General features: G+C 67.4%; 23 protein-coding genes. 11 read left to right on the top strand and 12 right to left on the bottom strand.

Annotated features, from left to right (window positions below):
* Nucleotides 1–51: 51 nt before the first annotated feature.
* From O4U47_RS28900 to O4U47_RS28880, 5 genes are all read right to left on the bottom strand, one after another.
* Nucleotides 52–639, bottom strand: coding sequence for a hypothetical protein (locus O4U47_RS28900; RefSeq protein ID WP_270681154.1), 588 nt, complete (start codon nucleotides 637–639; stop codon nucleotides 52–54).
* Nucleotides 640–700: 61 nt separating this feature from the next.
* Nucleotides 701–1,159: an OmpA family protein gene (locus O4U47_RS28895; RefSeq protein WP_270681153.1), complete on the bottom strand. Its 459-nt coding sequence runs from the start codon at nucleotides 1,157–1,159 to the stop codon at nucleotides 701–703.
* A 52-nt stretch (nucleotides 1,160–1,211) separates the two neighbouring features.
* The gene (locus O4U47_RS28890; RefSeq protein WP_270681152.1) at nucleotides 1,212–2,228 is read right to left on the bottom strand and encodes a CPBP family intramembrane glutamic endopeptidase; all 1,017 of its coding nucleotides are present in this window, start codon (nucleotides 2,226–2,228) and stop codon (nucleotides 1,212–1,214) included.
* A gap of 165 nt (nucleotides 2,229–2,393) precedes the next feature.
* Nucleotides 2,394–3,575, bottom strand: a complete 1,182-nt coding sequence (locus O4U47_RS28885) for a DUF5808 domain-containing protein (protein ID WP_270681151.1) — start codon at nucleotides 3,573–3,575, stop codon at nucleotides 2,394–2,396.
* A complete protein-coding gene (locus tag O4U47_RS28880) occupies nucleotides 3,572–4,003 on the bottom strand; it encodes a GntR family transcriptional regulator (protein WP_270681150.1) in 432 nt (143 codons plus the stop codon). Before O4U47_RS28880 ends, O4U47_RS28885 begins: the two co-directional genes overlap by 4 nt.
* Nucleotides 4,004–4,212: 209 nt before the next feature.
* Between O4U47_RS28880 and O4U47_RS28875 the strand changes: the two genes are divergently transcribed.
* The 4 genes from O4U47_RS28875 to O4U47_RS28860 all read left to right on the top strand — a co-directional run bounded on the left by O4U47_RS28875 (nucleotide 4,213) and on the right by O4U47_RS28860 (nucleotide 8,440).
* On the top strand, nucleotides 4,213–4,695 hold the full coding sequence (locus O4U47_RS28875; protein WP_270681149.1) for a hypothetical protein: 483 nt from the start codon (nucleotides 4,213–4,215) through the stop codon (nucleotides 4,693–4,695).
* A 586-nt stretch (nucleotides 4,696–5,281) separates the two neighbouring features.
* Entirely contained in the window at nucleotides 5,282–7,111 is a 1,830-nt protein-coding gene (locus O4U47_RS28870) for a PrsW family glutamic-type intramembrane protease (RefSeq protein WP_270681148.1), read from the top strand.
* A gap of 40 nt (nucleotides 7,112–7,151) precedes the next feature.
* Nucleotides 7,152–7,604, top strand: a complete 453-nt coding sequence (locus tag O4U47_RS28865; RefSeq protein ID WP_270681147.1) for a hypothetical protein — start codon at nucleotides 7,152–7,154, stop codon at nucleotides 7,602–7,604.
* Between the two features lie 203 nt (nucleotides 7,605–7,807).
* A complete protein-coding gene (locus O4U47_RS28860) occupies nucleotides 7,808–8,440 on the top strand; it encodes a hypothetical protein (RefSeq protein ID WP_270681146.1) in 633 nt (210 codons plus the stop codon).
* A 117-nt stretch (nucleotides 8,441–8,557) separates the two neighbouring features.
* Here O4U47_RS28860 and O4U47_RS28855 read toward each other — a convergent pair whose 3' ends face one another.
* The 6 genes from O4U47_RS28855 to O4U47_RS28830 form a co-directional block, all read right to left on the bottom strand.
* Entirely contained in the window at nucleotides 8,558–9,463 is a 906-nt protein-coding gene (locus tag O4U47_RS28855) for a DUF3592 domain-containing protein (protein ID WP_270681145.1), read from the bottom strand.
* Nucleotides 9,464–9,741: 278 nt separating this feature from the next.
* Nucleotides 9,742–10,140, bottom strand: coding sequence for a hypothetical protein (locus O4U47_RS28850; protein ID WP_270681144.1), 399 nt, complete (start codon nucleotides 10,138–10,140; stop codon nucleotides 9,742–9,744).
* A gap of 59 nt (nucleotides 10,141–10,199) precedes the next feature.
* The gene (locus O4U47_RS28845; RefSeq protein WP_270681143.1) at nucleotides 10,200–10,703 is read right to left on the bottom strand and encodes a hypothetical protein; all 504 of its coding nucleotides are present in this window, start codon (nucleotides 10,701–10,703) and stop codon (nucleotides 10,200–10,202) included.
* A complete protein-coding gene (locus O4U47_RS28840) occupies nucleotides 10,678–12,096 on the bottom strand; it encodes a hypothetical protein (RefSeq protein ID WP_270681142.1) in 1,419 nt (472 codons plus the stop codon). The genes O4U47_RS28845 and O4U47_RS28840 overlap by 26 nt, the downstream gene beginning before the upstream one ends.
* A 348-nt stretch (nucleotides 12,097–12,444) precedes the next feature.
* A complete protein-coding gene (locus tag O4U47_RS28835) occupies nucleotides 12,445–12,600 on the bottom strand; it encodes a hypothetical protein (RefSeq protein ID WP_270681141.1) in 156 nt (51 codons plus the stop codon).
* Complete coding sequence (locus O4U47_RS28830; protein WP_408639045.1) at nucleotides 12,600–12,848, bottom strand: winged helix-turn-helix domain-containing protein; 249 nt, start codon at nucleotides 12,846–12,848, stop codon at nucleotides 12,600–12,602. Before O4U47_RS28830 ends, O4U47_RS28835 begins: the two co-directional genes overlap by 1 nt.
* A 1,085-nt stretch (nucleotides 12,849–13,933) precedes the next feature.
* On the opposite strand from O4U47_RS28830, the gene O4U47_RS28825 reads away from it, so the two are divergent.
* The 4 genes from O4U47_RS28825 to O4U47_RS28810 all read left to right on the top strand — a co-directional run bounded on the left by O4U47_RS28825 (nucleotide 13,934) and on the right by O4U47_RS28810 (nucleotide 18,321).
* Nucleotides 13,934–15,601, top strand: a complete 1,668-nt coding sequence (locus O4U47_RS28825; RefSeq protein ID WP_270681139.1) for an OmpA family protein — start codon at nucleotides 13,934–13,936, stop codon at nucleotides 15,599–15,601.
* Between the two features lie 138 nt (nucleotides 15,602–15,739).
* The gene (locus tag O4U47_RS28820; protein ID WP_270681138.1) at nucleotides 15,740–16,102 is read left to right on the top strand and encodes a hypothetical protein; all 363 of its coding nucleotides are present in this window, start codon (nucleotides 15,740–15,742) and stop codon (nucleotides 16,100–16,102) included.
* A gap of 56 nt (nucleotides 16,103–16,158) precedes the next feature.
* Nucleotides 16,159–17,841 (top strand): deaminase domain-containing protein, encoded by a 1,683-nt coding sequence (locus O4U47_RS28815; RefSeq protein ID WP_270681137.1) that lies wholly within the window; start codon nucleotides 16,159–16,161, stop codon nucleotides 17,839–17,841.
* A 114-nt stretch (nucleotides 17,842–17,955) separates the two neighbouring features.
* The gene (locus tag O4U47_RS28810) at nucleotides 17,956–18,321 is read left to right on the top strand and encodes an SMI1/KNR4 family protein (RefSeq protein ID WP_270681136.1); all 366 of its coding nucleotides are present in this window, start codon (nucleotides 17,956–17,958) and stop codon (nucleotides 18,319–18,321) included.
* A gap of 30 nt (nucleotides 18,322–18,351) precedes the next feature.
* Here the strand turns inward: O4U47_RS28810 and O4U47_RS28805 are convergent, their stop codons facing one another.
* Nucleotides 18,352–18,675 carry a hypothetical protein gene (locus O4U47_RS28805; RefSeq protein ID WP_270681135.1) on the bottom strand — a complete coding sequence of 108 codons (324 nt, stop codon included), beginning with the start codon at nucleotides 18,673–18,675 and terminating at the stop codon, nucleotides 18,352–18,354.
* Nucleotides 18,676–18,888: 213 nt separating this feature from the next.
* Here O4U47_RS28805 and O4U47_RS28800 point away from each other — a divergent pair, with 213 nt between their 5' ends.
* The 3 genes from O4U47_RS28800 to O4U47_RS28790 all read left to right on the top strand — a co-directional run bounded on the left by O4U47_RS28800 (nucleotide 18,889) and on the right by O4U47_RS28790 (nucleotide 22,070).
* Nucleotides 18,889–20,409 (top strand): Hint domain-containing protein, encoded by a 1,521-nt coding sequence (locus tag O4U47_RS28800; RefSeq protein WP_270681134.1) that lies wholly within the window; start codon nucleotides 18,889–18,891, stop codon nucleotides 20,407–20,409.
* Between the two features lie 161 nt (nucleotides 20,410–20,570).
* Nucleotides 20,571–21,158: a hypothetical protein gene (locus tag O4U47_RS28795; RefSeq protein ID WP_270681133.1), complete on the top strand. Its 588-nt coding sequence runs from the start codon at nucleotides 20,571–20,573 to the stop codon at nucleotides 21,156–21,158.
* Between the two features lie 426 nt (nucleotides 21,159–21,584).
* On the top strand, nucleotides 21,585–22,070 hold the full coding sequence (locus tag O4U47_RS28790) for a hypothetical protein (protein WP_270681132.1): 486 nt from the start codon (nucleotides 21,585–21,587) through the stop codon (nucleotides 22,068–22,070).
* Nucleotides 22,071–22,112 lie beyond the last annotated feature (42 nt).

Here is a 22,112-nt window from a genome sequence, read left to right as displayed (position 1 = left end):
GAGGGGCGTGCCCGGGCGTCGCGCAGTAGGCCGTGATCCGCACAACACCCCCTAGCGCCGGTGCCCGCCCCCTCCTCCTCGCCCCGCCGCGTCGCACTCCTCGATGGGGACGGCTTCGAACAGGCCGAAACCGCCCGCGTTGAAGGTCACCTCGGACACGTCCCCAGGAGGCGCGCTGAAGTGGACGGCCGAATGGTTCGGGAGCCCGGGAGACTTCGCGGCTGGCCAGGGCTCTGGGCCCACCGCCCAGTAGTCCTCCTCCGCGTCACCGAGACGCCCCTGGAGGTAGGAGACTCCGCTGTCCGGATCCACCACCGAGAATCCGGGGAATGCCCCGCGCCCCCGGTTGTAGAAGCCCGTGGTGGCGAAGTCGAGCTCGTCGTCGCCGCCGTTGATGAGGTCGAAGCGCGCGACGAGGAACGCGCCGTCGCGATAGAAGGGGTAGACCTCGATCCGGTGGCCGGTCCCCTCATCGGTCCCTTCGGCGACGGGCTCCAGGCCGACATTGCCGCGGAAGGCGGCGTTCCTCCCCCGTTCCTCCCCTTCGGCCTGGTAGCCCTCGAAACGGACCTCCCCGTACCCGTCTACGTCGGGCTCGGCCGGGTCCACGCCCTGTTCGAACGAGTAGGAGATCTCCACTATGCGGTTCTCAGCGCACGCTTCGGCGTCATCCTCGCCGCCCTCGCGCCGGATCGGCTCTTCAGAACCCGTGCCCTGGGTCTCGTATTCGTAGTCGGAGCCCAGCTCGGCCTCCAGCGCCTCGCGGACCGCCTCGGCGCGGCGCTCGGGACAGCCCCTGGTTGTAGTCGTCGGTTCCGCGCCCGTCCGTGTGCCCGGTGATCGTGATCGGGGGCTTCTGCGGGTCGGCGCGCTCCCGGGTCTCCGCGATGACGTCCTCAAAGGCCTTCTGCGCCCTGTCGTCCAGGGTGTCCTCGTCGAAGCCGAACAGCACGTCGGTGCGCAGGGCGACGGTCTCGGTCCCGTCCTCACCGCCGAGGTTGCGGGCCACCTCCTCCCTGCCGCTGTAGACCGTGCCGGTGATCGAGTCCTCGTCGGCGACGGGCCCGTCGGGGGCGTCGACCGGAAGTCCGACGACGTCCCCGGCCGACGGCGCCTCATCGCGATCGGATGAACACGTGCAGTGGCCGGTTGCGGTCATAGGGGTGATGCCTGTGACGCCAGTGGTGCTCTCCCCGCGGACGCACTCGGTCTCATCTCGACGAGGACGGTTCGGCGTCGTCCCGAGGCGCCGCGGCCCGGCGGGAGCGCACGGCCTGGACGACCGCTCCCGCGCCGACCATCACCAGCATCGCCGCCCCCATCGCGTACCACAGCGGCATCGGCAGCGCCGACGCCTCCGCGATCCCCGAACCGGCGTCGCCGAAGACGATGGGCCAAGCGCTGGCCACGTTGATCGCCCCGTGCCCGATGACCGCCGGCCACACCGACCCGGACCCCAGCCGGAGCCACCCGACGATCACACCGAGAAGCACGCCCCACGCGGTCATCATGGCCACGCCCAGCAGATCGGTCCGGCCGAGGTTGTAGCCGAGCAGGACGGCGGGCGCGTGCCAGGCGCCCCAGACGGCGCCGTGCAGCAGCAGCGCCGGCCAGGTCCCCAGGGGGAGCAGGGCGGGAAGCAGGTAGCCGCGCCACCCCCACTCCTCGCCGAGGAGGGCGGGCACGCTCAGCAGCAGGCCGCCGAGCTGGATCGCGCCGAACAGGGCGAGGGCCCCCGCGGGCACCCCGCTCCCGTCGGGGTCGACCAGCCCCATGGGTCCGGCGAGCTCGCGGAAGCCGGAGAAGTCGGCGAGGTCGAGAGGGAACCCGCCGGTCGCGGCCGCCAGCAGGATCGCCCCGCCCATGAGCGGCACCGGTACCAGCAGGCCGTAGAGGCAGTAGCGCAGGATGCGTCCGGCCGGCCGGAACGGGACGAGCGCGCTGACGCGCAGGATGTCCCGGCGGTGCCCGGTCGCCACCAGGACGATCGCCGCGGCGATGGCCGGGGTGAGCATCATGGCCTGGAGGATGAGGCGCTGGTGCGGGTGGTCCAGCCCTTGGCCGCTGAGCCACATCGGTGAGGCGACGGCCCAGGCCAGCGCGTAGGCCAGGACGCAGAAGGAGACGACGGCGAGCGGGGACCGGGGCAGAGGCGGCCTGGAGTGCGGTCCAGGGCGCGGTGCGGACGGTGGTGCGGACTGCGATGGGGACTGCGGTGCAGCGGGCATGGTGCCCTCCTGGTTCGGGGCATCGGCGTCGCTTTCGGCGATGCCGTGGGTGACGGTGTGGTCGACACGCCGTGATCGTCTTCGGGTAGGGGAGGGGGACCCCGCAGCGGACGCCGCGGGGACGGGGTACGGGGGAGTCTTGGGAAGGGGGTGAAGCGGTGGCCGCTACTCGGTCTCGGGCTCGAACTTCCAGCCGTAGAACTCGGAGCCGCTGAGGTCCACGACGCCCAGCAGGCCCAGTGCGATCGGGACGGCGACCGCCAAGGCGACCGCCCCCAGCACGGCCCAGGCGGCCGGGTGGCCCAGGTTCACCGTCCACCCGAAGCCGCTCGCGCGCTTCGGCACCAGCAGGCCGGGCGCGTGGCGGTTGATGTAGACGACGCCGCCCAGGTGCCAGAAGCGGTCGTCGTCCTGTTGCACCAGGCCGGTCCCGGCACCGTCGCGGGGCTCGGCGTGCAGCCTCCACCCGCCCTGGCCGATGCGGACGGCGACCCCGATCACGACCAGGCCGGACAGCAGCATCGGCGCGGCCACCAGCGCGGCGGCGGCCGGTCCCGCCTCGGCCATCGCCCCGGTCCAGAACAGCAGCGCCAGAGCGCCGATCGCCAGCGCGGCCAGCAGCGCCGAGGTGAGGAGGGTACGGGCCCAGATCCGCAGGAACCGGCGGTGCCGGTCGGCGTTCTCCCGGGGGCGGGAGGCGTCGCCGTCGGGGCGGGAGCGCAGGGTGAAGCGGAGCAGGGCGAGGAGCACCGCGACCGCCAGCGCCTGGAAGAGCACCGGGGCGAACGCGGTCAGCGGGGTCGTCGCGGCGGTCGTGTACTCGACGTCCTCGCCCCGGTACACCACCGCGGTGACGAGCCGGTCGGGCAGGCCGGGGTAGAGCACGGCCCCCACGACCGCGGTGACGGCGATGACCAGCAGCGAAGGCAGGGCGCCCAGCCACGGGTAGGGGAGCGGCTCGGTGCGCAGGGACGTGTCGGCGACGACGCCCTGGCGCAGGCCCACGTACCAGTCTCCCTGGGCCTTCGCCCGGCGCACGGCGCGGTGGGCCCGCGCGTAGCAGCCGACCAGGCCGGCGGCCAGCAGCGTGCCGACCGCCGCCGCGGCGGCTCCGGGCGGGAGCGCCGACCACAGCAGGAGGCCCACAAGGACCGCGAGGACTCCGGTGGCCAGGACCGACAGGGTGAAGGTCCGGGTCGCGGCGGAGATCTCGGGGGCGCCGACCCGCTCGGGCGGGACGCGGACCCCGAAGGGGACGGTGTCGCGGGAGATCCGGGGGAGCAGGCCGACGGCGGCCACCGCCACGGCGATGGCGGTCAGGTTGATGAGGAGCGCTGCGTCGGTCATGTCCTCTGTCCCTCCCTCTCGTCCTCTTCGTTCTCGGCGCCGTCCGGTGCGGCGGCCCTGGGGAGCTGGTGGCGGCACCGCTCGACGATCTCGTCCGCGGTGACGCCCTGGGCGATGGCCTCGGCGAGGAGGACGCCCAGGCGCCCCTCCCAGCCGGGGAAGAACGCCGGGTCCGGCGCGCCCGTGGAGGGGTCGCGCAGGATGACGGCGCCGGTCTTGCGGCTGAGGCGCAGGAGCCCTTCGCGGCGGAGCAGGTCGTAGGCCTTGTTGACGGTGTGGAAGTTGACGCCCAGATCGGCCCCGAGCTGGCGCGTGGTCGGCAGGGGGCTTCCCTCGCGCAGCTCCCCGGACGCGATCGCCTGCACGATCCGGTCGCGGATCTGCTGGTAGATCGGCACGTCGCTGTCGAGGTCGATGGCCAGGATCATTCGCTTCCCCCTGCTGCGCCTGCTTCGGGACCGTCACGATCCCACCACAGGCGGGAGGCGTCCCCGGCCCGGCGGCCGCTCATGGCGAGCGGCGTCTCGTTGTCATGGCTTTAATATAGAACGACTAGAACAAACCGGCAAGGGTGGCCCGTGTCGGCCGGGGCTGGAACCATCGGGGCGGAGGCTGCCGACCCTGGAGGTGGAGTCACGTGAGCTGGACCGGCGTGTGGGCGGTCGGGGCCGTCCCGTGGGCTGAGGCCGAGGGGATCGCGGAGGCCTTCTCGCAGGCCGCAGCGGCGGGAGGAGACGACGCGCTGTCCCACCGGGTCCTGGACCTCATGGCGCCGGTCGCCGGGGCGGAGCCGTTCGTGGCCACGGCGCGCAAGGCGGATCCCGCGGCCGCCCTGCTCCACGCGCTCGGCGCCGACGGGCCGAACGTCCTTCCGGGAGTGGGTGGGAACTTCATCCTGTCGCCGGACGAGGTGGGCGGTGCCGTGACCGCGCTCGCCGCCGTCGCGGAGGGCGACGACGAGGAGGTGCGCCGTGTCCGCGCAGAGGCGGCGGCCTGGATGGACGAGGCCGGGGACGAGCCCGGCTTCCGCCCCGGGGACCTGCTCACCGGCCCGCTTGCCGCCATGCGGACGGCGCTCGGGCGGAAGTCGGCCGTGGCAGGTGTCAGCCAGCGCTACTGATCGCGCCCGGGGTGCCCGTGAGGGTGGAGCGGCGGTTCGATGCACTCCGTGCCCGGTCGGTTCGAAAACTGTCCTGGATTGGACGGATCGCCCAAAAGGTCCTTGTGTTCCGGCATAGTGCGCGTGCGTCACGCCCCCGTCACTAGTTGTGAGACCACGCATGGCCAACCCTCCGTGGGGCCCGCCGGGACCGCCGCCCTCGCCCGGATGGGGACAGGGTGCCCCGTGGCATCCCCCGGCAGGACCCCCGAACCACCAGCCTCCGCCGCCTCCGGCTCCGCCCGGCTGGCAGCCGCCCCCGTCCGGAGTCCCCCCGATCCCGCCGGAAGGCGGACAGCAGCCTCCTCCACCTCCCGGCGGCGCGCCTCCCCCCGGAGGCGGAGCGGCGGACGAACCGCCGCTGGACCTTGCCGAACGCCTCGCCGCGTTCCGGGACCGGCTCGCGAAGCGCTTCCCTCGCACGGCCTCGTTCCTCCGGCAAGGGGGCAACCTGCTGGCCTGGGCGGCCCTGCCGCTGATCATCCTGAACCTGCTGCTGATCCCGGAGAGCCGGTCGGCGCTGCCGGTCTATCTGGGCGTCTTCACCATGGCGATCCAGCTCGGGCTCCTGCTGCGCTCTCGAGGGGTGGGCCTGTCGGCCTACTTCTCGATGGTCGTCGCCTCGTCGCTGTTCGCGCCGGTCATCTACTACGTCCAGCAGGGCGTGATGGCGGCCTTCGGGTGGAACTCGTATTCAGGCGAGGCGTCGGTCCTCCTCGCCGGACCATCCGAAGAGACGCTGAAGCTCCTGCCGCTGGTAGCCGTGCTCGTCTTCGCCCGGAACAGGGCGGAGCGGTTCGGCATCGCCGACCACATCCTTCTGGGCGTCGCGTGCGGTGTCGGATTCGGCCTCACGGAGAACGTCACCCGCGCGCTCACGGACTACTCGTCGACCGGCCTGCTGGACCTCTTCACCACCACGGAGGACGGGGTAGGACACCAGTACTCCCTGTTCACCCTCTTTCCCGGGTGGGCCGAGGGGTGGGGCGGAGAGGGCGCCGGACATGCGGTCTGGTCCGGCCTGGTCGGCGGTGGGATCGGGGTCGCCCGCAGGTATGGGCGGGTCCTCTTCTCCCCGCTGGTCCTCTTTCTGCTCGCCTGGGTCACCCTCGACCACATGGCCTACAACCAGGCCGCGAGCCTGGGCGCCGGGGACCTGATCCCTGAACAGGTCCTCCTCGTGCACGACCTCGCAGGGTCAGGGGCGGCGACGCGGCCAGCTCTCCTGGTCATGGTGGTGCTGGCCGTCTGGCTGGACTACCGGACCCTGCGGAAGGCCGATCACAGCCTTCCGCCGTTCCCGGAGCGAAAGGGAGCGCCGAGCACCCCGTCCTCCGCCTTCGGGAGCCTTTGGGGCGAACTCCAGTTGCAGTGGCGGGTGTTGAGGAGTGATCGGAGCGCCTTCCCACAGGCGATGGCGTTCGTCAGGTCGAGAAGGGAACTCGGATACGGCCTCCACCGTGCGGCCGGGGGTCCCCGCAGGAACGCACCGCCCGGTCCTGTGCTCTGGGAGACGGGCGCCCGTCTGCACAACGTGATCGCGGCCGGAGTCTTGGCGCTGCTCGCTGGCGGAATCGTCCTCACCCTTCCGGGAGGAGGGGGCGAGACGGCGTTCCTGGCCCCGAGACTGGAGGACCTCGCCGGCTGGTGGAACGGCCTGAACCCGGCCCAACAGCTCCTGATCACCGCAGGCGGCACCGCGGCCCTGATGCTGATCCCGGGCGTGGGGTTCTTCGCGGCGCTGGGATGGGCGACTACCGCGACGAGCTTTGCGGCGAGCGGACGATCCGTTGCAGACTTTCTCCGGGACCCGAAGAGATGGCTCTCCGAGCGGTCGCCCGGTGAGATGCTCATCTCCGGTGTCCTCTTCGCCTTCGGTAGAAAAATCCATCTTCCTGGATATGGAGGGCGTCGGTCGCGCCTCGGGCCCGCGGATACGCCACAAGGAAAGCAGGCGCGATGGCAGGAATACCAGAAGCGAATAAGGAATAACCCCAATGCTCGTCCGCTCACCTATGATGAGTGGTCCAATGTCTACGACCGGAATATCGTTAATACGCATTTGGGGAACAGGTTCGGCGACGAGTACTGGTTGGCGAACGGATTCTCGGTGGCAGACGGGTGGAAGCGCGAGTTGTCACTTGTCGTGGACGGGAGGAAGAGGAGTCTGGATATTGCGAACGCAGCCGACAGGGTCGGCTATGAGATGAAGAGCGGGCGTGTGGACATGAAGCACGCCCGCCTTGAGGCGAACGCGGATGCCCAGCTCATCCATAAAGAGGGATGGGATATCAGGTGGGTGTTCAAGGAGCAGCCTTCGAGATCGGTGATCGATATGCTGGAGCAGAAGCGAATCCCATGGGAGGTGTGGACCTAGTTACGCATGAAAGGTCTGCCCGATATATCGAGTAAACGGAGTGGATGTGTACGAGCGCGGAGGGGCCACGTTCGACGACTGGTTGTCGATTATGTGGTTCGAGACCGAGGAGCTTCTCAATGAGTATCGAGCGTATTTCACTTCTGAATACACGCGTGAATCGCTCGGTGAACTCGAGAAGATGCTCTTGTTGAAATTTCCGGATCGGACTTCGATGTTCTCTACGGTTGGAAGTCGTCTCCTGGGTGACAGGGCGGGCCGGTACATAGGAGAGACGATTATCAGGGGCTATGGAGGGAGGTGGGATCTGGATCAGCGCCCGGACTCGCTCTACTCTGGGATGCCGGTCGTTTTTCCCGATCCGGATCCGGTGAACGCCTACTGTCCGGCCTCCATGGTCATCACTGCGGTGAGCCGCAGGACGGGGGTGGAGCTGACGCGCTTCTTTGACGGTATAGGTGTCCCTCGGTGGTGGCTTGAACAGGGTGATTGAACAATGGTCCGTGGTGCCGGAATCTGGGGCGAGAAGGGGTGGCGACAAGGATCGCTAGAAAAGTCGCGCGTTACAGCGTTCGTGATTTCGAATATAGAGCTCTGTTGGCTTGGTCGAGAACAACGGACAGCGTCATATATTCGAGGATTGAAACGGTATCGTGGAAGACGGGCGGGGATGTGTAGACTCCGCGGAGTGCGTGATTGGACGACGAGTCGCCGATCCGGAGGGATGCCATGATCAAGGGGTTCTGTACGGCTGCAGCCGCCATTCTCACCCTGGCGGCCTGTGGGGCGCAGGAGCCGAACGGTGGGCCTTCCAGCGGGCGAGAGCCGGACGAACACGAGGTCGCTCCAGGATTCGTCCAACAGTCCGCCGGCGGGCTCCGGTTCTCGGTTCCAGAGGAGTGGACCGAGCACACGGGCGACACCACCACTGAGGAGGTTCCCGCAGACTGGGACGCAGCCTACAACGTGGAGGACCACCACGGGAAACTGGTCGTCGACTTCGGGGTCCATTCCCAGTTCATGGACGGCCAGAGTGTCCAACTGGCCTCCCACGGTTTCAATAACCTCCTTCTCGCGGAGGTCGGCGATGTCGAGGACTACCGAAGCCGGGAGTTCGAGATGTCCGGGGCGTTTGAGAACGAAGCCGCCCGCGCGGAGTACTGGTTCTCCTTCACGGACGACCAGGGGGAGTCGCGCCGGGTGAACGGGATTCACGTGGTCGTACGCACTGGTGAGGACTCCTACACCGGGGTCCGCATCAACGGCCTCGAAGGGGAAGTGCCAGAGGAGACCCTCGAAGAGGTCGCCGCCAGCATCGAACCCGAATGATGCCACCTGGAGGGAGGAGGCGCACGAGACCGGGTTCGTACGCGGGTTCGAAGATGATCACGGAATTTCTTCTCTGTGCTCCAGGATCGCTTTGACCGATGTCCCGCAAGGGAGGTCTCACGCGTACAGCATGATCCCCACACCCACCGCCGTGAACACCACGCCGACGAGCAGACCCAGCACCGGGGCCTTCGCCGAATTCCCATTCCTCCCCACGGCGATCTCCGTCGGGGCCGACGGGTCGTAGGACACGTCGACCTGCTGCCCCGGTGCGTAGCGGGTCGTGCTCGTCGCCATTGGGGCCCTCCGGTGGACCTGGCGGCCGTCGGGGAGCTGGAAGAGCACCGTGTACGGGTAAACGGAGATCATCCGGTGGTTCGTACTGCTCCCCGGATTCTGGCGGGTCCACTCCTCCCAGGAGTGGGTCACCGTGGCCACCGCGTGCTCAGGGGCCGTGCGCAGCCCCTTCTGGTCCCGCCATGTCCACATCGACAGGATCAGCACCAACAGACCCGCCACCGCGAACATGCCGCCGAACACCAGGTTCTCCGCGTCGCCGAGCCATTCGCGGAACAGGAACAGGACGACCATCGCGACCACGATCACCGTGAACATCGCCGTCTGCACCACGCCCCGCACCGGGCTCTCCTCCTTCGGGGCAGGTGCTCCCGCCACCGGGTGCAGGTACGGGTTGTCCACGATCTCCGCGTTCTCCGGGTCGTCGGGATCGAACAGCACCGTCACCCGCCACCCCTGCACCGGCACGATCCCCCCGAACCCCCGGGGGAACTCCCGGAAGTACTCCTGCCCCGCGGGGGTGACGAACCGCAGCCGCACCGCGTGCTCGGTCCGCTGCGGCGGCGCGAGCGGAGACACACCGACGACCTCCGCCTCCGCGCGCACGCCCTTGAGATCCCTGGTCCGCCGACGCAGGCGCGAACGCGCGGACACGAAGAGCCGGTACAGGACGTACACCCCGATGGCGATGCCGACGATAAGGGTGGGCAGCTCGATGTCGGGCACGGTTCCGGTCCTCACGGTGGGGCTGGTCATGGATCGGGTCGGCGCTTCTGAAGAAGGCGGGGCGGACGCGATCCTAACCACAGGAGCCGCCGGCCGGAACGGGCGGCTTCCCTGGCCGCATTCGGTCATTACCTGCCGTCACCGCAGGATGCGCGTTGCATTCGGGCCCACGGTCTCAGCCGATGGTGACACGGTGCAGGGCTGGCGTAGACCCGCAGGGACGGCTCCGGTGCTCCACAAAACACCGGGGCCGCCCGTTGAGCGGGGAAGCGGGGGAGTCACGGGCGCATGGTCCGCACGAGCTGCCACCCCAGAATCGCCCCGGCCAGTGCCGCGGCGTTCCAGGACAGCAGCCCGCTCAGCGCGGCGCCTCGCGCGGTGCCACTGACGACGCTCCCGTCGATCAGATAGATCAGCGTCCCAGCCACGGGGACGGCCATGCACGCGAGCGCACTGCGCCCCGTGCTGCGCCGCCCCTTACTGGGCCGGTGTACGATCGCCGCCATCATCGCCGTGAGGAAGTACACCACGAAGCTGACCGAGGCCTGCCACGTCACGGCGGTCCACAGGTCCTCCATCTGGTCGAGGGTGGCGTACTCCAGCATGATCCGGATTCCGAGGACGGTGGTGACGACGTACACGATGAGCCCGATCACCCATGGCTTGACCAAGTCCATGACGGCCTTGATCTCCTTTCTTGAAGTGCGTGGGCCGAGCCCGTGCCTGTGTTCGCGTACTACTCGCCAGCGTGCAGCGATTCGGTGATCTGGGTGACGAGCTCGTCCTCCAGGTAGGCTTGATCGCCGGTGAGGCGGAACAGGACACCGCTACCGTCCTCGAGCTTCAGGGCGATGTCGGTGCCGCGAACCGTCTCGATGCCGGCCTCCCCGCCCGTGTACTCGTAGGTGTAGTCGTACCGTTCGGCCTCGGGAACGCCGGGGACCTCGTACTCCCAGTCCTTGTCGATGTACTCCAGCCCGGTCTCCAGTTTGATCTCGGCCTGGGCGGTCCCGCCGACGGCCGCGGCGCTGTCCACCGTTTCCCCGGCGAGCATCACATCGACCTGCGCGCGGTCGGTGGCGAAGTCGGAGGGAACGGCGTAGGTGACGCCCTCGGCGGACTGCCGTTCGAAGCCGTCCGGTGTCTCAGGGACCTCCGGCCCGTCGGGGCCGCACGCGGCCGCCAGGCCGAGCGCGCCGATGAGGGCGGTCAGGCTAATCGCTCTGCATGCAGTCTTCATAAGGGACGTACTCCCGCGTTCCGTTGTTCGGGGCGCCGAGGTACTCGGCCTCGGTGATGTCCTGCTCGGTGCCGCCCCACGAGCCGCCGAGCCCGAGCTTCACACCCAGTTTGACGCTGGCCCCGACCTTCCTCGTGTTGTCCTCCCGGTCGTACTGGGCCCGGGTGGTCCTGGCGTTCTCGAACACCCACTCCTCGAAGGGCGTGGGGTTATCACTCAGTTCCGTTGGGTCGGCGGCGTCCCAGGTGAGAGGGATGACGTCGTCACCGGCGAACATACCCATCCACTCCTCCACCATCGCGCTCTCCTCGGGGGTCTTCGCCTTGACCGAGGTGTAGATGACCTGGGGGGCGGTGCCGGTCCCGTCGTCGGTGGTCTGGATCAGCACCAGGTTGGTGATGTTGCCGTTCTCGTCCTCGGTCACCCTGATCATGCCGGAGTGGGCCGCCCCCGCCCGAGCCTTGCCGACCACCGAGCCGTTGGCGGTGATGTCCGCCGAGCCCCCGGCCTCGTAGATGGTCGTAGTCTCGCCGGTCTGATGGTTGCGCTCCATCCCAATCGCACCTTGGATGTGGATAGCGCCCTCGATTCCGAGGTTGGGGTCGAAGTTTCCCGGGGTGTCTTCGTCGTTCTTCTTCCACGACCCCTTGTCACCGTGCCCCTTGCCGAAGTGCGCACCGAGCGACCCGTCCACACCGGCATCGACGCCGACCGTGGTCCGGGTGATGTCCGGATCGGGGATGTCGGGGGCGATGATGTCGGTGGTCTTGTCGCGCAGCCACCCGCCGATGACGGGCACCTGGCCGACCGTGTTCTTGGCGCCGGCGTCGATCTTCTGGAACGTGGCCAGGTCGTCTTCCAGCTCGGCGGCCTCCTCCGCACTGTCGAACTCCCACGCGCTGCCGTTCTTGACGGTCACGCCGGCCCCCAGGTTGATGTCGGCGCCGAGATTGGCGACGCTCCCGAGGTCGAGCGACGCGCCCACGCCGGTACTGACCCCGGCGGTGTCGGCGTCGAACAGGGTGATGCGGACCGTGCCATCGGAGTACTCCCTACGCTCGTAGACGTAGTCTTGGCCGACGTCCACGAACAGGACGCTGACCGACCCCCCGCCGATGTCGGTGCTCTGCGACACCAGGCACTTGTCGGGCTCATACTCGTCTTCTTCCGCCCCCTGCCGCGCGTCGCAGTCGCTCTCTAAGCCCAGGGTGCTGAACGCCTCACAGATCGTGTCCTGGATCGAGGCGACGATCGTGCTCGATGTGCGGTCGAACCCCGTCGCCAGAACCGAGGCGACGATCGCGCCGATGGTGAGCACGACGCCGGCGTACTCGATGAATCCGGCTCCGGCGTCGCTGCGCGTGCGTAATGCGCGGCTCCTCTGGTGGCTCATCCTCTCCCCTCCGACTTGGGATCAGTATTGGGAAGGCCCACGGTCGGAGAGGCGGATGCGTTCTGACAGGGCAGGGCGCACTCTCGATCGGTGAGCCGCTCGGGAAATAGCGGCCCTGACCTTAGAGGTGCGGCCTGCCAGGGCTGAAGGGTTCAAAGACCCAATCGGATGCCCAAATGAGAGAGATGGGGACCTAAGCTTCGGCCCCGGGAGTCTCAGCTCACGGAGCGGCCCTCCTTCTCGTCCCCGTCGATGGATGCCCCGTCCTTGGGGCGCGTCTTCGTATCGACGTTCGAGGGGGGCGGCCTTGCCTTTGAGGCCGGAGGTGCCGCATACCTGGAAGGGGACCTATCCGTGGGTGCCGTCGGCGCCGGGGGCGCCGAGGAACTCGGCGTTCTCCAATTCGATCGACGTGGAGCCGCCCGTGACCCCCAGGCCCAGCTTGAGCCCGGCCCTGATCTCGGCCCCGACCGAGTGGACGCCGTCGACTCCGGCGTGCTTCATCAGCCGCTCTCGACTCTCGCGAAATCCACCATCGCCTGGCCGCCCTGCTCGTCGAACTCGTCGACGTGGGCCCGTAGCGGAGGCTCCTCGCCTTCACCGCCGATCAGTAAGTCCCACCGGACGGTCTCGCAGTGGGCGATGGCGGCCTCGGCGCGCTCGGCGGCCCGCCGCGCCGGGCGCTGCAGGGTCCACCCCAGTCGTGCGGTCAGCAGCCGCCACACCGAGGCCGCGCACAGTCTCTCGACCACCTGGCCCACCCGGCGCACGGTCCGCAGCTCGGGGTCGAAGCCGTGGGCGAGGGGCCCTGTCCGGTGCCGAGCGGACCTGCTCCGCCTCGGCGTGGCGCGGCGCCTGGGGCGGGGCGGCGGCGTAGCGCGGTTTCCCTGTCCTGTTCCCAGCGCCGCTTCCAGCGGCGCACGCTCTCGGCCGGGACGCCGACGCGGCGCGCGCCCTCGGCTTGCGAGCAGCCCCGCTTTCACAGCTCCACAGCACGTATCCGCCGTGACTCGAAGGACTGCGGCCGGGTCAACGGCGGCACGGGGTCAGAGGCGTTTGCGGTACCGGTAGGGAGGGACATGCCGTGATGCTCACACAGCCCGACACCTCATACTCACAGAACCAACGAACACCTCAGTAGCTCGCAGTTTCCGAGGCCGATCATGGTGAACGCGCGGCGGAAAGAGTCGTTGATCTCGTTTCGTATTTTCTGTGCCAGGCTGCCCGCGCTGCCGACGTACACGAGGGCGAATCCAGCCAGGAGTACGACGACCAGGGCCGCTCCCTCGTATTCAGTGAATTCGGCGCCGCGGTCTGAGTGTGCGCGGGAATAGGGGGGCGCCTGTTGTCTACCTTTTCAGTCAAATTGTTCGCTTCACCGCCCCCGGGGATTCCCTGCAGGGGGGGTGAAAACGCAATGTGCGCGCGAAGGGGCATGTGAGCACGGTGCTCTGGGACGGGAATTGTGATCCTAGCGAGCGGACACGAAAGTGCATAGGGTTTAATAGGGATTACAGGCCCCATTGCAGGCTCAGGGGTGGGCCCAATGTCAGGGCCGCCCCCTGGAGTGCTGTGGCGTCGGTGATGGGGACGGGCTCCAGCTGCATCGCCCGAGCCATGAGCCTAAGGGCCGCTTCCGGACAGGTGGAACGGCGAACCTCAGCTGCTACCTGCGTCGATGCGGAACAGGTGGAAGCCTCGCGCGATGCGGCATCGATTCGGGTCCGATGTCGTCCGCTGGACCGGGGAGGGATCCGGGTATCGTTGACCAGCCGGTGTGTAAAACGCCCGTAAGCGGTCCGGTCACCCCTTTCCTCTGGAGCTGGAAGTCCCCCGCATGGCCTACAGAACCCCGTTCGCCGCGGTGAGTGTGCTCGCAGGCGCGATCGTGCTGGTCGCTGGCTGCAGCGGAGGTGGTGGAGGGGAGCCGATAGAGGAGCCCTCAGGCTCACCAGAGGAGACCACCGTCGAATCTCCGGATGGTCCCTTCATCCGTGAAGGGGTACTGGGCGGGCCGGCCGAATTCCGGGCGCGGATCGAGGTCACGGCCGTTGAGCGCCGGGACGATCGTACTGTGGTGCGCTTCGTGACCACACCGCTGGACGAGGGCGAGCAGACCGTCCGTGGCGCTTTCGGCGGGAAGTCGTCGACACCAGTGGGCTTCCGGTTGCTCGACCCGGTGGGGGAGCGCATCTACCGGCCACTGGTCGACGGTGACGGCGGCGGAGTACTCGGCACCGAGCTGCCCACATGGGTCGTGGGTGAGGTCGAGTACACGATGGAGGCGCACTTCCCTCGACTACCTGAGGACGTCTCCGCGGTCACGCTGATCACGCCGGGCACCACGGCCGAGATGACCGGTATCCCAGTAGAGGAAGTGGATGATCCGGGTGAGGCGCCGAGCGAGGAGCCGCCCAACTACCTGGACCTCGCACCAGGGGAGTTGGTGGAGTTGCCGGTGGACTCGGGGCCTATCGAGGGCGACCCGGACGACCGGGTCTCGACGCTGTACTCCGTCGTCCAAAAGCCCGGTGAGGAGCGGGACACCGCGGGAGACCGGGTGCGGATCACAGTCCCGGCCGGGGAGGTGTTCGCCGATGGCGGGGCGGAACTGTCCCGGGACGCCGACGATGTCCTGCACAGGCTGGTCACAGAGTTTCATGACCGTGCCGACCCGGAGAAGGACATCAAGGTCACGGTGCATACGGCGGCCGCCGGGGAGGCGGAGGCCAACGAGAAGTTGTCGAAGGACCGGGCGAAAGCCGCTGAGGAGTTCCTCGCCGAGGGGGCCGGGGACGGCTACACGATCGTGGCCACGGGGAAGGGGGGAGAAGAGCCGGTCGCGGACGAGGGCGGGGTCGATATCGAGAAGGCGCAGGCGAGGAACCATCGGATCGAGGTCTCCTACCGCGTCCTCGAACAGGAGGAGAAGGGCGACGGTTCCGAAGACGGAGAGTCCGATGAGGACGCCTCTGAGGAGCCTGCGGAAGGCCCGAGCGAAGCCGGGGGGCCGGAGCCCGGCCCCGGAAGTGCCGGGCCTCTGCCGGCTCCCTTCCGCTCGCAGGAGGCGCCACGGGTGGCGCGCAATACCGGGTGGACGCGGGACTTCGACTTCGAGTTGGACGTGCTGCCCGCTTACAGGGACGGCGAGTTCCTGGTCGTCAACATGGTCATCCGCAACATCACCGACCCGGAGACGGTGCAGGGGGAAGTCGAGATCGGCAAGCCGTTCGCGGGTGAGTACGAAGGCTCGCATTTCGGAGATTTCCGTGTGGTCGACCCGGAGAGCGGCATCGCCTATAGGGAGGTGCGGATCGGGGGCACCAGGCCCCATGAGAAGGAGGGCGGAGTCGACTACGTAGAGTCGCCAGGCAACGCCTTCTTCCCAGAGCCGGGGTGGGAGGGGCGGGTGTTCCTATACGTGCCTGCGCCTCCGGCCGAGGTCGGCGCTGTCACCTTGGACGCAGGGCTGTTCGGAGGTGTCGAAGGCGTCCCTGTGGAGTAGGTCCTTGGGCCCAAGGGTCGCATGGGCCTCATCCGGCCACAGAATTGGGTCTCAAGACTCAAGACGCTGCGGGCCGTTTGAGGGAGGATGGGCAACTGCCCACACCCATGATCTACGTCCGTGAAGGGGACGCCGTCCGTGAGAGAACGAGAACTACCCCGCCCGTTGAAGGCCGCCCGTGTGTGCCTCTGCATCATCGGGGGCCTCTCGATCCTCGTTGGGATCGGTGGCCTGATGATGGTCGGCATCAGCGGCGAGGCTCTCGGAGTCATGACATGGGTCGCGCTTCCCGGGCTGTTCTGCCTCGGGTTCGCCTTGCGCCTCCGCCGTGGGGGACGGCTGCTGTTCTGGTCGATCATCCTCCTGCAAGCGCTGATCCTTCTACAGGCGCTCGGGAACCTGGTGTCCGCCGACGTCAGGGCGCTGACCCAGTCGGTTCTGCCCATCCTGGTCCTGGTCTTCGTCACGCGCCGTCAGGCGCGTGAGTGGTTCCGTAGCTGACGGCACGCCGCCTCACCTCCCGCCTCGGCCTCCCTCTCCCCATCAAGTAGGCGTGCATGCTTCTTCGTATTCATGATCCTGATCGCGGTGCCTCTTTCGCGGAGTACAGCGCTGTGATCGTGGTGTGTGGCGCGATCATCGCCTCGCTGGTCGGTGTCGGTATGACCGACACGGGCCAGGAGGTGCGCACCGGTATCGAGAACGCTTATGAGCAGGCCTTCGGTGGGGAGGGGATGGGGAACGAGGGTGATCCTCAGACGGTGAGCGGTTCTGACGGTGACGACGGTGCGTCGGGGGACGACAGCGGTGGTGACGGCGGCGACGATAAGAGTGTCCTGGACCACGTCGGCGGGTTCTTCTCCGGCCTGGGCAGTGGGATCGCCGATGATGTCACCGGTATCGGTGACATCTTCACCCAGAACCCGGTCGATACCTTCACTGATGCCGTCAACGGGATCAAGGAGGATCCTCTCTCTCTGATCTTGAGTCCTGAGACTCGTGATGCGTGGAACAACGGCGACTATGGTGAGGCTCTCGGGGGCGGTGCCTGGGATATCGGTTCGTGGTTCATTCCTGGTCCCGGGTGGGCGAGCAAGCTTGGCAAGCTCGGGCGTCTCGGTGGTCGGGCCGATGGCCCGGACGCGCCTGACAGCAACGGCAACTCCAACGGCAACGGCAGCGACAACGACGGGAACGACAACGACGGAGACAAGCCGGACGACGATCAGCAGGCCGACGGCGATCACGACGGTGACGGAAACCCGGGCATCACCTGCAGCAGCTTCCCGGCAGGGACCTCAGTGCTCCTGAGCGACGGTTCGTCGGCCCCGATCGAGCAGCTGGGCGTGGGCGACCAGGTGTGGGCCTTTGACCCGCTGACGGGTGAGGAGGGCGCCCAGCAGATCACCGGAGCCAGAAGCAGCAGCGGCCCGAAGACCCTCGTCGACATTGCCGTCGAGGATCGGGATGGCATGGTCGACACCGTCACCGCTACCGACGAGCACCCCTTCTGGATGCCGGCCGAGGCCGTGTGGAGCCCGGCCGGGGAGGTGGAGCCGGGCGATTCGTTCCGCATGGCCGAGGGGTCCTGGGCCACGGCGCAGAACGTCGAATCCCGGGATGTCGCAGGTCGAGAGGTATACAACCTTTCGGTGGAAGGGGTCCACACCTACTACGTCGGGACGCGTGCCGGTTTCATCCTCGTCCACAACGCCAACTGCTATGCGGGCGATGCCGCCGGCACCGGGAGGATCCGAAGCGACAAACAGGTCGGCAAGAAGCGCAACATCGCCGTTGTCGACTACGACATCGAAGGGATGGGCAACGGTCAGCTCGTCGGCGTGAGCGGCAGGAAGAACTCGCCTCCGGGGACCTCGCCCAATATCCCGGACGACGCCCCCCGGCAGTTCGATCCAGAGGGGGGCGACGGGCACCAGGCGCCCCACGACTCCGAGGCCAAGGCACTGGAGGAACTTGCGCGGGACCTGGAACCCGATGCCACGGGGACGGTGGAGATCTACACCGAGCGCCCGCCGTGCACGTCCTGCCAGTCGGTGGTGGACCAGTTCATCGAGCAGTACCCGGGCGTGGAGGTGAGGGTGACCTGGGGTCAGGACAGCCGTGTATACCGGGATACCTCCAGCGACTACACTGATCCGGACTCCTCAAGGTACTCGGACAGTGACTGGTATGAGGACCAGCTTCCCGACTACATGAAGCCAAATGAATCGGATGACTGACGTCAAGCGATGTACTCCTCTGAATTGAAGCAGGCCGTCGACCGCATCAGGGATTTGCGTCTGTGCAGTCCGAAGGAGGAAGGGCGCGTCTACGGTCCGGAGAGAGTGAAGGCGGTGCTCGGACGGCAGTCGGGCTGCCGTCCGCCACGGGACTACGTGGACTACCTCACCTGGGCCGGAGACACCCGTGCGGTCCTGTACGGCATGTCGCTGTCTCCGCGGGAAGCGGACAGCGCCAGGGAGACCGCAGAGGAGTTGGAGGGGGACGCCCCCGCACTCGACCTGGGAGACCGGTTCTTCATCGCTGAGCACCAGGGGTACATCGTCTGGTACTTCAAGCGTGGGGACCCCGCCGTCTACCGCTATATGGAAGGCGACCCCGCGGAGTCGGTTGTGGCCGACTCGTTCGCCGACTTCCTGCACGTGATCATCGACCGCGCTGTCGAGAACCGGCGCATGCACGAGGAGCGGACGAGATGAGGGCCTTGGCAGTCCGATGATCCACGCTCGCTAGAGAACGTGCGTGCAGGCGGTGACTGTCCAAGGGGGCACGTCGCCGAAGTCCCCATGCATCGTGGCAGCGATGGCCCCGTTCACTGTGCTGGGCCTTCGCAGCGTCTCCCTGCACGTGATCCATAGCCCCCGATCACCGCCGGCCCGCTCCAAGGTCGCGAGGTTTTCCAGGAACAGTGCGTGCGAAACTGTGTGGTGAGAGTCCACTCCGAGTCCATCGGAACACACCAGTTGGACCGACACCTCGTTCAGTCCTGCTATCACTGCCAGGCTGGAGATGTCCTCCTCCGGCCCGTCGGCGCACGACATCACGGCGTCCACGTCCTGTACCTCACCTCCTTGGGCAGGGTGCCGTCCGTCAGCCGGGCGTCAAGGGGCCCACAGGGCGGCCTCTGTCCGGATGGGCCCCGATATAGGGCCCTAGATTGGGCCTCATTGCCCAAGACCTTCCGGGCTTCTTGGGAGATGATGACTCACCGCCCGTGCCTCTGATGTGCGGCTCTCCCTCTTTCTCTCCTCATCTAGTAGGCGTGCATGCTTCTTCGTATTCATGATCCTGATCGCGGTGCCTCTTTCGTGGAGTACAGCGCTGTGATCGTGGTGTGCGGTGCGATCATCGCCTCGCTGGTCGGTGTCGGTATGACCGACACGGGCCAGGAGGTGCGCACCGGTATCGAGAACGCTTATGAGCAGGCCTTCGGTGGACAGGGTTCGGGGGATGAGGGCGGTAGCCAGTCCGCGGACGGCTCTGACGGCGACTCCGGTGACGGAGGGGCGGGGGACGATGGTGGCGGGGACGCGGGGGAGGACAAGGACTTCCTGGACCATGTCGGCGGGTTCTTCTCCGGCCTGGGCGGGGGGATCGCCGATGATGTCACCGGTATCGGCGACATCTTCACCCAGAACCCGGTCGACACCGTCACCGACGCCATCAACGGGATCAAGGAGGACCCCCTCTCCTTGATCCTGAGCCCGGAGACCCGCGACGCGTGGAACAACGGCGACTATGGCGAAGCCATCGGCGGCGGTACCTGGGATATCGGCTCCTGGTTCATTCCCGGCCCCGGCTGGGCCAGCAAGCTCGGCAAGCTCGGACGCCTCGGCGGCCGCGCCGACGCCCCGGACGCGCCCGACGGCAACGGCAACGGCAATGGCGGTTCCAACGGCGACGGCGGCGACAAGCCGGACGACGACCAGCAAGCCGACGGTGACAAGGACGACGAGAACGACAACGACGGAGCCACATGCGCCGCCAATAGCTTCGTTCCGGGCACGGGCGTCCTCATGGCCGACGGTTCCACGGTGCCGATCGAGAGCGTCGAGGCCGGCGACGAGGTGTGGGCCTTCGACCCGACGACGGGCGAAGAGGGACCGCGGGAAGTCACAGCGGCGATCGTGGGCGAGGGCGAGAAGACGCTCGTCGACATCACGGTGGTGAACGAACAGGGCACTGTCGCCACGCTGAGCGCTACCGGCGGACACCCGTTCTGGGCGCCGGAACAGGCCGAATGGGTCGACGCCGTCGACGTGGGGTCCGGAACCATGCTGCGGACGCCGTCGGGAGAATGGCTCGAGGTCGCCGAGCATCAGACGCGCCGGGTCGAGGGCCAGAGAGTGTACAACCTCTCTGTGAACGGAATTTCCACGTTCTACGCCGGAAATGCGCGAGGTCTGGTCCTCACGCATAATCAGAGCGGCTATGACTGCGGTGAAGACGTCGATGATACGCTGGACGCAATCGATCAGGAGCACGGTGCGGATGTTGCTCAGGGCGCCGAGCACATGTTGGACGAGCTCGCGGCTGGAAAATCGAATCACAAGCTCGCCGGTATAGACACGCTCGAGGGCCTGGGGTCCTACCTCGCCGGGCGCCGAGGGCGTTCGACGCACACGGACACGAATACAGGCAACCGCGTCAGTTACGACAACAGCGTCCAAGACGCCGACGGAAACGGCGTGATCATCATTGAGAGCGAGTACAGCATCCACGCCTTCCATATGAGTAAGGAAGACTTCGACAAGCGTGTTCAAAATGACCGTTACAGGGAAGACTGATTCCTAAAGCGATGTCAGAGGATGAGATCCCCAAGTGTGCCGCGCCGAGTCTTCTTCTGCGGGAGCCGGTCCTGGGAGCGGAGGGGTGGCGGCACATCGTCGATCGCGTGCGTAGTGCGGTCTCAGTGAATCGTGCCTGGTCGGAGGTCGTTCCTGTCTGGATGGAAGACGTCTTCGCCCTGCTGGACCCGGAATCCGTCTGGGCCGACGTGGTCCCAGGCTGTGATTTGATCACATGCCTCGCCGAGGCAGGGGCCGTGAGCGGAGCCTTTCAGTACATGGGAGGCGTCACCGTTGAAGTCCGTGGAGGGCTGCGGGATCAAGGTGGCTCCGAAAGGCCCGAGCAGGTGATCCGGCGGCTCCATGGCCTGCTGGAGTGGTCGGGTCCTGAACCCGACTCTATCGCCGGGCGAGTGCATCAGATCTATCCGACTCCGGGGGCGTGGCGAAGGGCGATCGAGGAAGGTGAAATCGCCGAACTCGATCACAGGCTGCGGCACTCGCTCGGCTTTGTGGACTCACTGAGGGAAGAACGGGCGGAGCGCTGGGCACACCACGCCAAGGAACCAAGGCTCGTGACAGTGGATGCGCAGGGCCGGGTTCAACGGCGGGAGCCCGCCTCTGTGCTCGCGAACGGAACACCCGTGTGGGGTGATCGAGAGCATGTCCGACGATTCATGCGGCGGAACAAACAAGAACTAGGCGCGGTCGCCAGAGAATTCAGCCAAGGCCGGGATGTCGAGGCATAAATGCGGAAGACGGCGTTAAAGGCTGAGCACTCGGCGGCGACGTCGTGCGCGCCGACGATTGGTACTCCAGCCGTAGATGCTGGCAGGGCTGGACGAGCACCAGGTCAGGCGCTGGGTCTCGTGGCGGCGCTGGAGCGTGCTGGCCATGCTCGCCTCTGCCTTCCTCGCCGTGCTGCGTGTTCAGGAACGCGCCGCGGGCGGAGCGACCACGGAGATGGTCCCGCTGAGCTGCAATGGGATCCAGCGCCTTTTCTGCTTGCTCATCAGTGCGCCCAGGGGTGGTCGTGAGCATCGTTTGCGCTGGCCGCTGTGGCGGCGTGGTCATCAGGCCCGGTCTCGTTCAGCTCATTACAGGCGCCAAGCTGTGCTCGAACCAACCTGATCACGATCTGCGGCTGGAGTATTAGGACCGGTATCGGAGGCGCCATGAGCCAGGGGGAGGCGTATTCGCTGCGCGGACGCGGTCCCGAACAGGTTCTCGCGGACCTCGAGGCGCTGTCCTTGCGGCCTGACGAGCTCCTGTTCGTGAGCACCTTCGCGAGGGGGCGGCTCACCTTCGGTGAGCCGGGGGAGCGGCGTCTCGCCTGGGCGAGGGTGGCGCTCGCCGCCATCGAGCGGTTCCCGTTCCATTCGGACCCGAACCGCGATGGCCTTCAGCGGGCGACCGAGAAGTGCCATATCCACCTCACCGTGAGCCGTATGTGTCCAGAGGACCCTGAGGCGGCTCTCGGCCTCCCCGTCACTATTCCGGGCATCGCCCTGCGTGAGCTTCCCGACGACCTTTCCGAGGTTGAACGGGTCTGTGTTCGGTGGCGACAAGACCCGCGGGCGACGGTCGACGCGTATGGGATCGAACAGGTCGCCGTTCTGAGGAGCTATAAGAACCTCCTCTCAGCGGTCCTAGTGTCCTGAGTCGTTAATTCGTGTGCAGTAGGCAGCGAGGGTTTCGATGAT

Source organism: Nocardiopsis suaedae, from assembly GCF_027706745.1.
GTDB lineage: Bacteria > Actinomycetota > Actinomycetes > Streptosporangiales > Streptosporangiaceae > Nocardiopsis_A > Nocardiopsis_A suaedae.
The sequence above is the reverse complement of the archived record's forward strand: the minus strand, read 5'-3'. Positions and strand labels throughout refer to the sequence as shown.

Bases quoted from the DNA above. Each gene is read 5' to 3' on its own strand.
- O4U47_RS28895 (WP_270681153.1), bottom strand. From the start codon at position 1,159: ATGACCGCAACCGGCCACTGCACGTGTTCATCCGATCGCGATGAGGCG.
- O4U47_RS28890 (WP_270681152.1), bottom strand. From the start codon at position 2,228: ATGCCCGCTGCACCGCAGTCCCCATCGCAGTCCGCACCACCGTCCGCA.
- O4U47_RS28885 (WP_270681151.1), bottom strand. From the start codon at position 3,575: ATGACCGACGCAGCGCTCCTCATCAACCTGACCGCCATCGCCGTGGCG.
- O4U47_RS28880 (WP_270681150.1), bottom strand. From the start codon at position 4,003: ATGATCCTGGCCATCGACCTCGACAGCGACGTGCCGATCTACCAGCAG.
- O4U47_RS28870 (WP_270681148.1), top strand. From the start codon at position 5,282: ATGGCGATCCAGCTCGGGCTCCTGCTGCGCTCTCGAGGGGTGGGCCTG.
- O4U47_RS28850 (WP_270681144.1), bottom strand. From the start codon at position 10,140: ATGGACTTGGTCAAGCCATGGGTGATCGGGCTCATCGTGTACGTCGTC.
- O4U47_RS28845 (WP_270681143.1), bottom strand. From the start codon at position 10,703: ATGAAGACTGCATGCAGAGCGATTAGCCTGACCGCCCTCATCGGCGCG.
- O4U47_RS28840 (WP_270681142.1), bottom strand. From the start codon at position 12,096: ATGAGCCACCAGAGGAGCCGCGCATTACGCACGCGCAGCGACGCCGGA.
- O4U47_RS28835 (WP_270681141.1), bottom strand. From the start codon at position 12,600: ATGAAGCACGCCGGAGTCGACGGCGTCCACTCGGTCGGGGCCGAGATC.
- O4U47_RS28825 (WP_270681139.1), top strand. From the start codon at position 13,934: ATGGCCTACAGAACCCCGTTCGCCGCGGTGAGTGTGCTCGCAGGCGCG.
- O4U47_RS28815 (WP_270681137.1), top strand. From the start codon at position 16,159: ATGCTTCTTCGTATTCATGATCCTGATCGCGGTGCCTCTTTCGCGGAG.
- O4U47_RS28800 (WP_270681134.1), top strand. From the start codon at position 18,889: ATGCTTCTTCGTATTCATGATCCTGATCGCGGTGCCTCTTTCGTGGAG.
- O4U47_RS28795 (WP_270681133.1), top strand. From the start codon at position 20,571: ATGGAAGACGTCTTCGCCCTGCTGGACCCGGAATCCGTCTGGGCCGAC.
- O4U47_RS28790 (WP_270681132.1), top strand. From the start codon at position 21,585: ATGAGCCAGGGGGAGGCGTATTCGCTGCGCGGACGCGGTCCCGAACAG.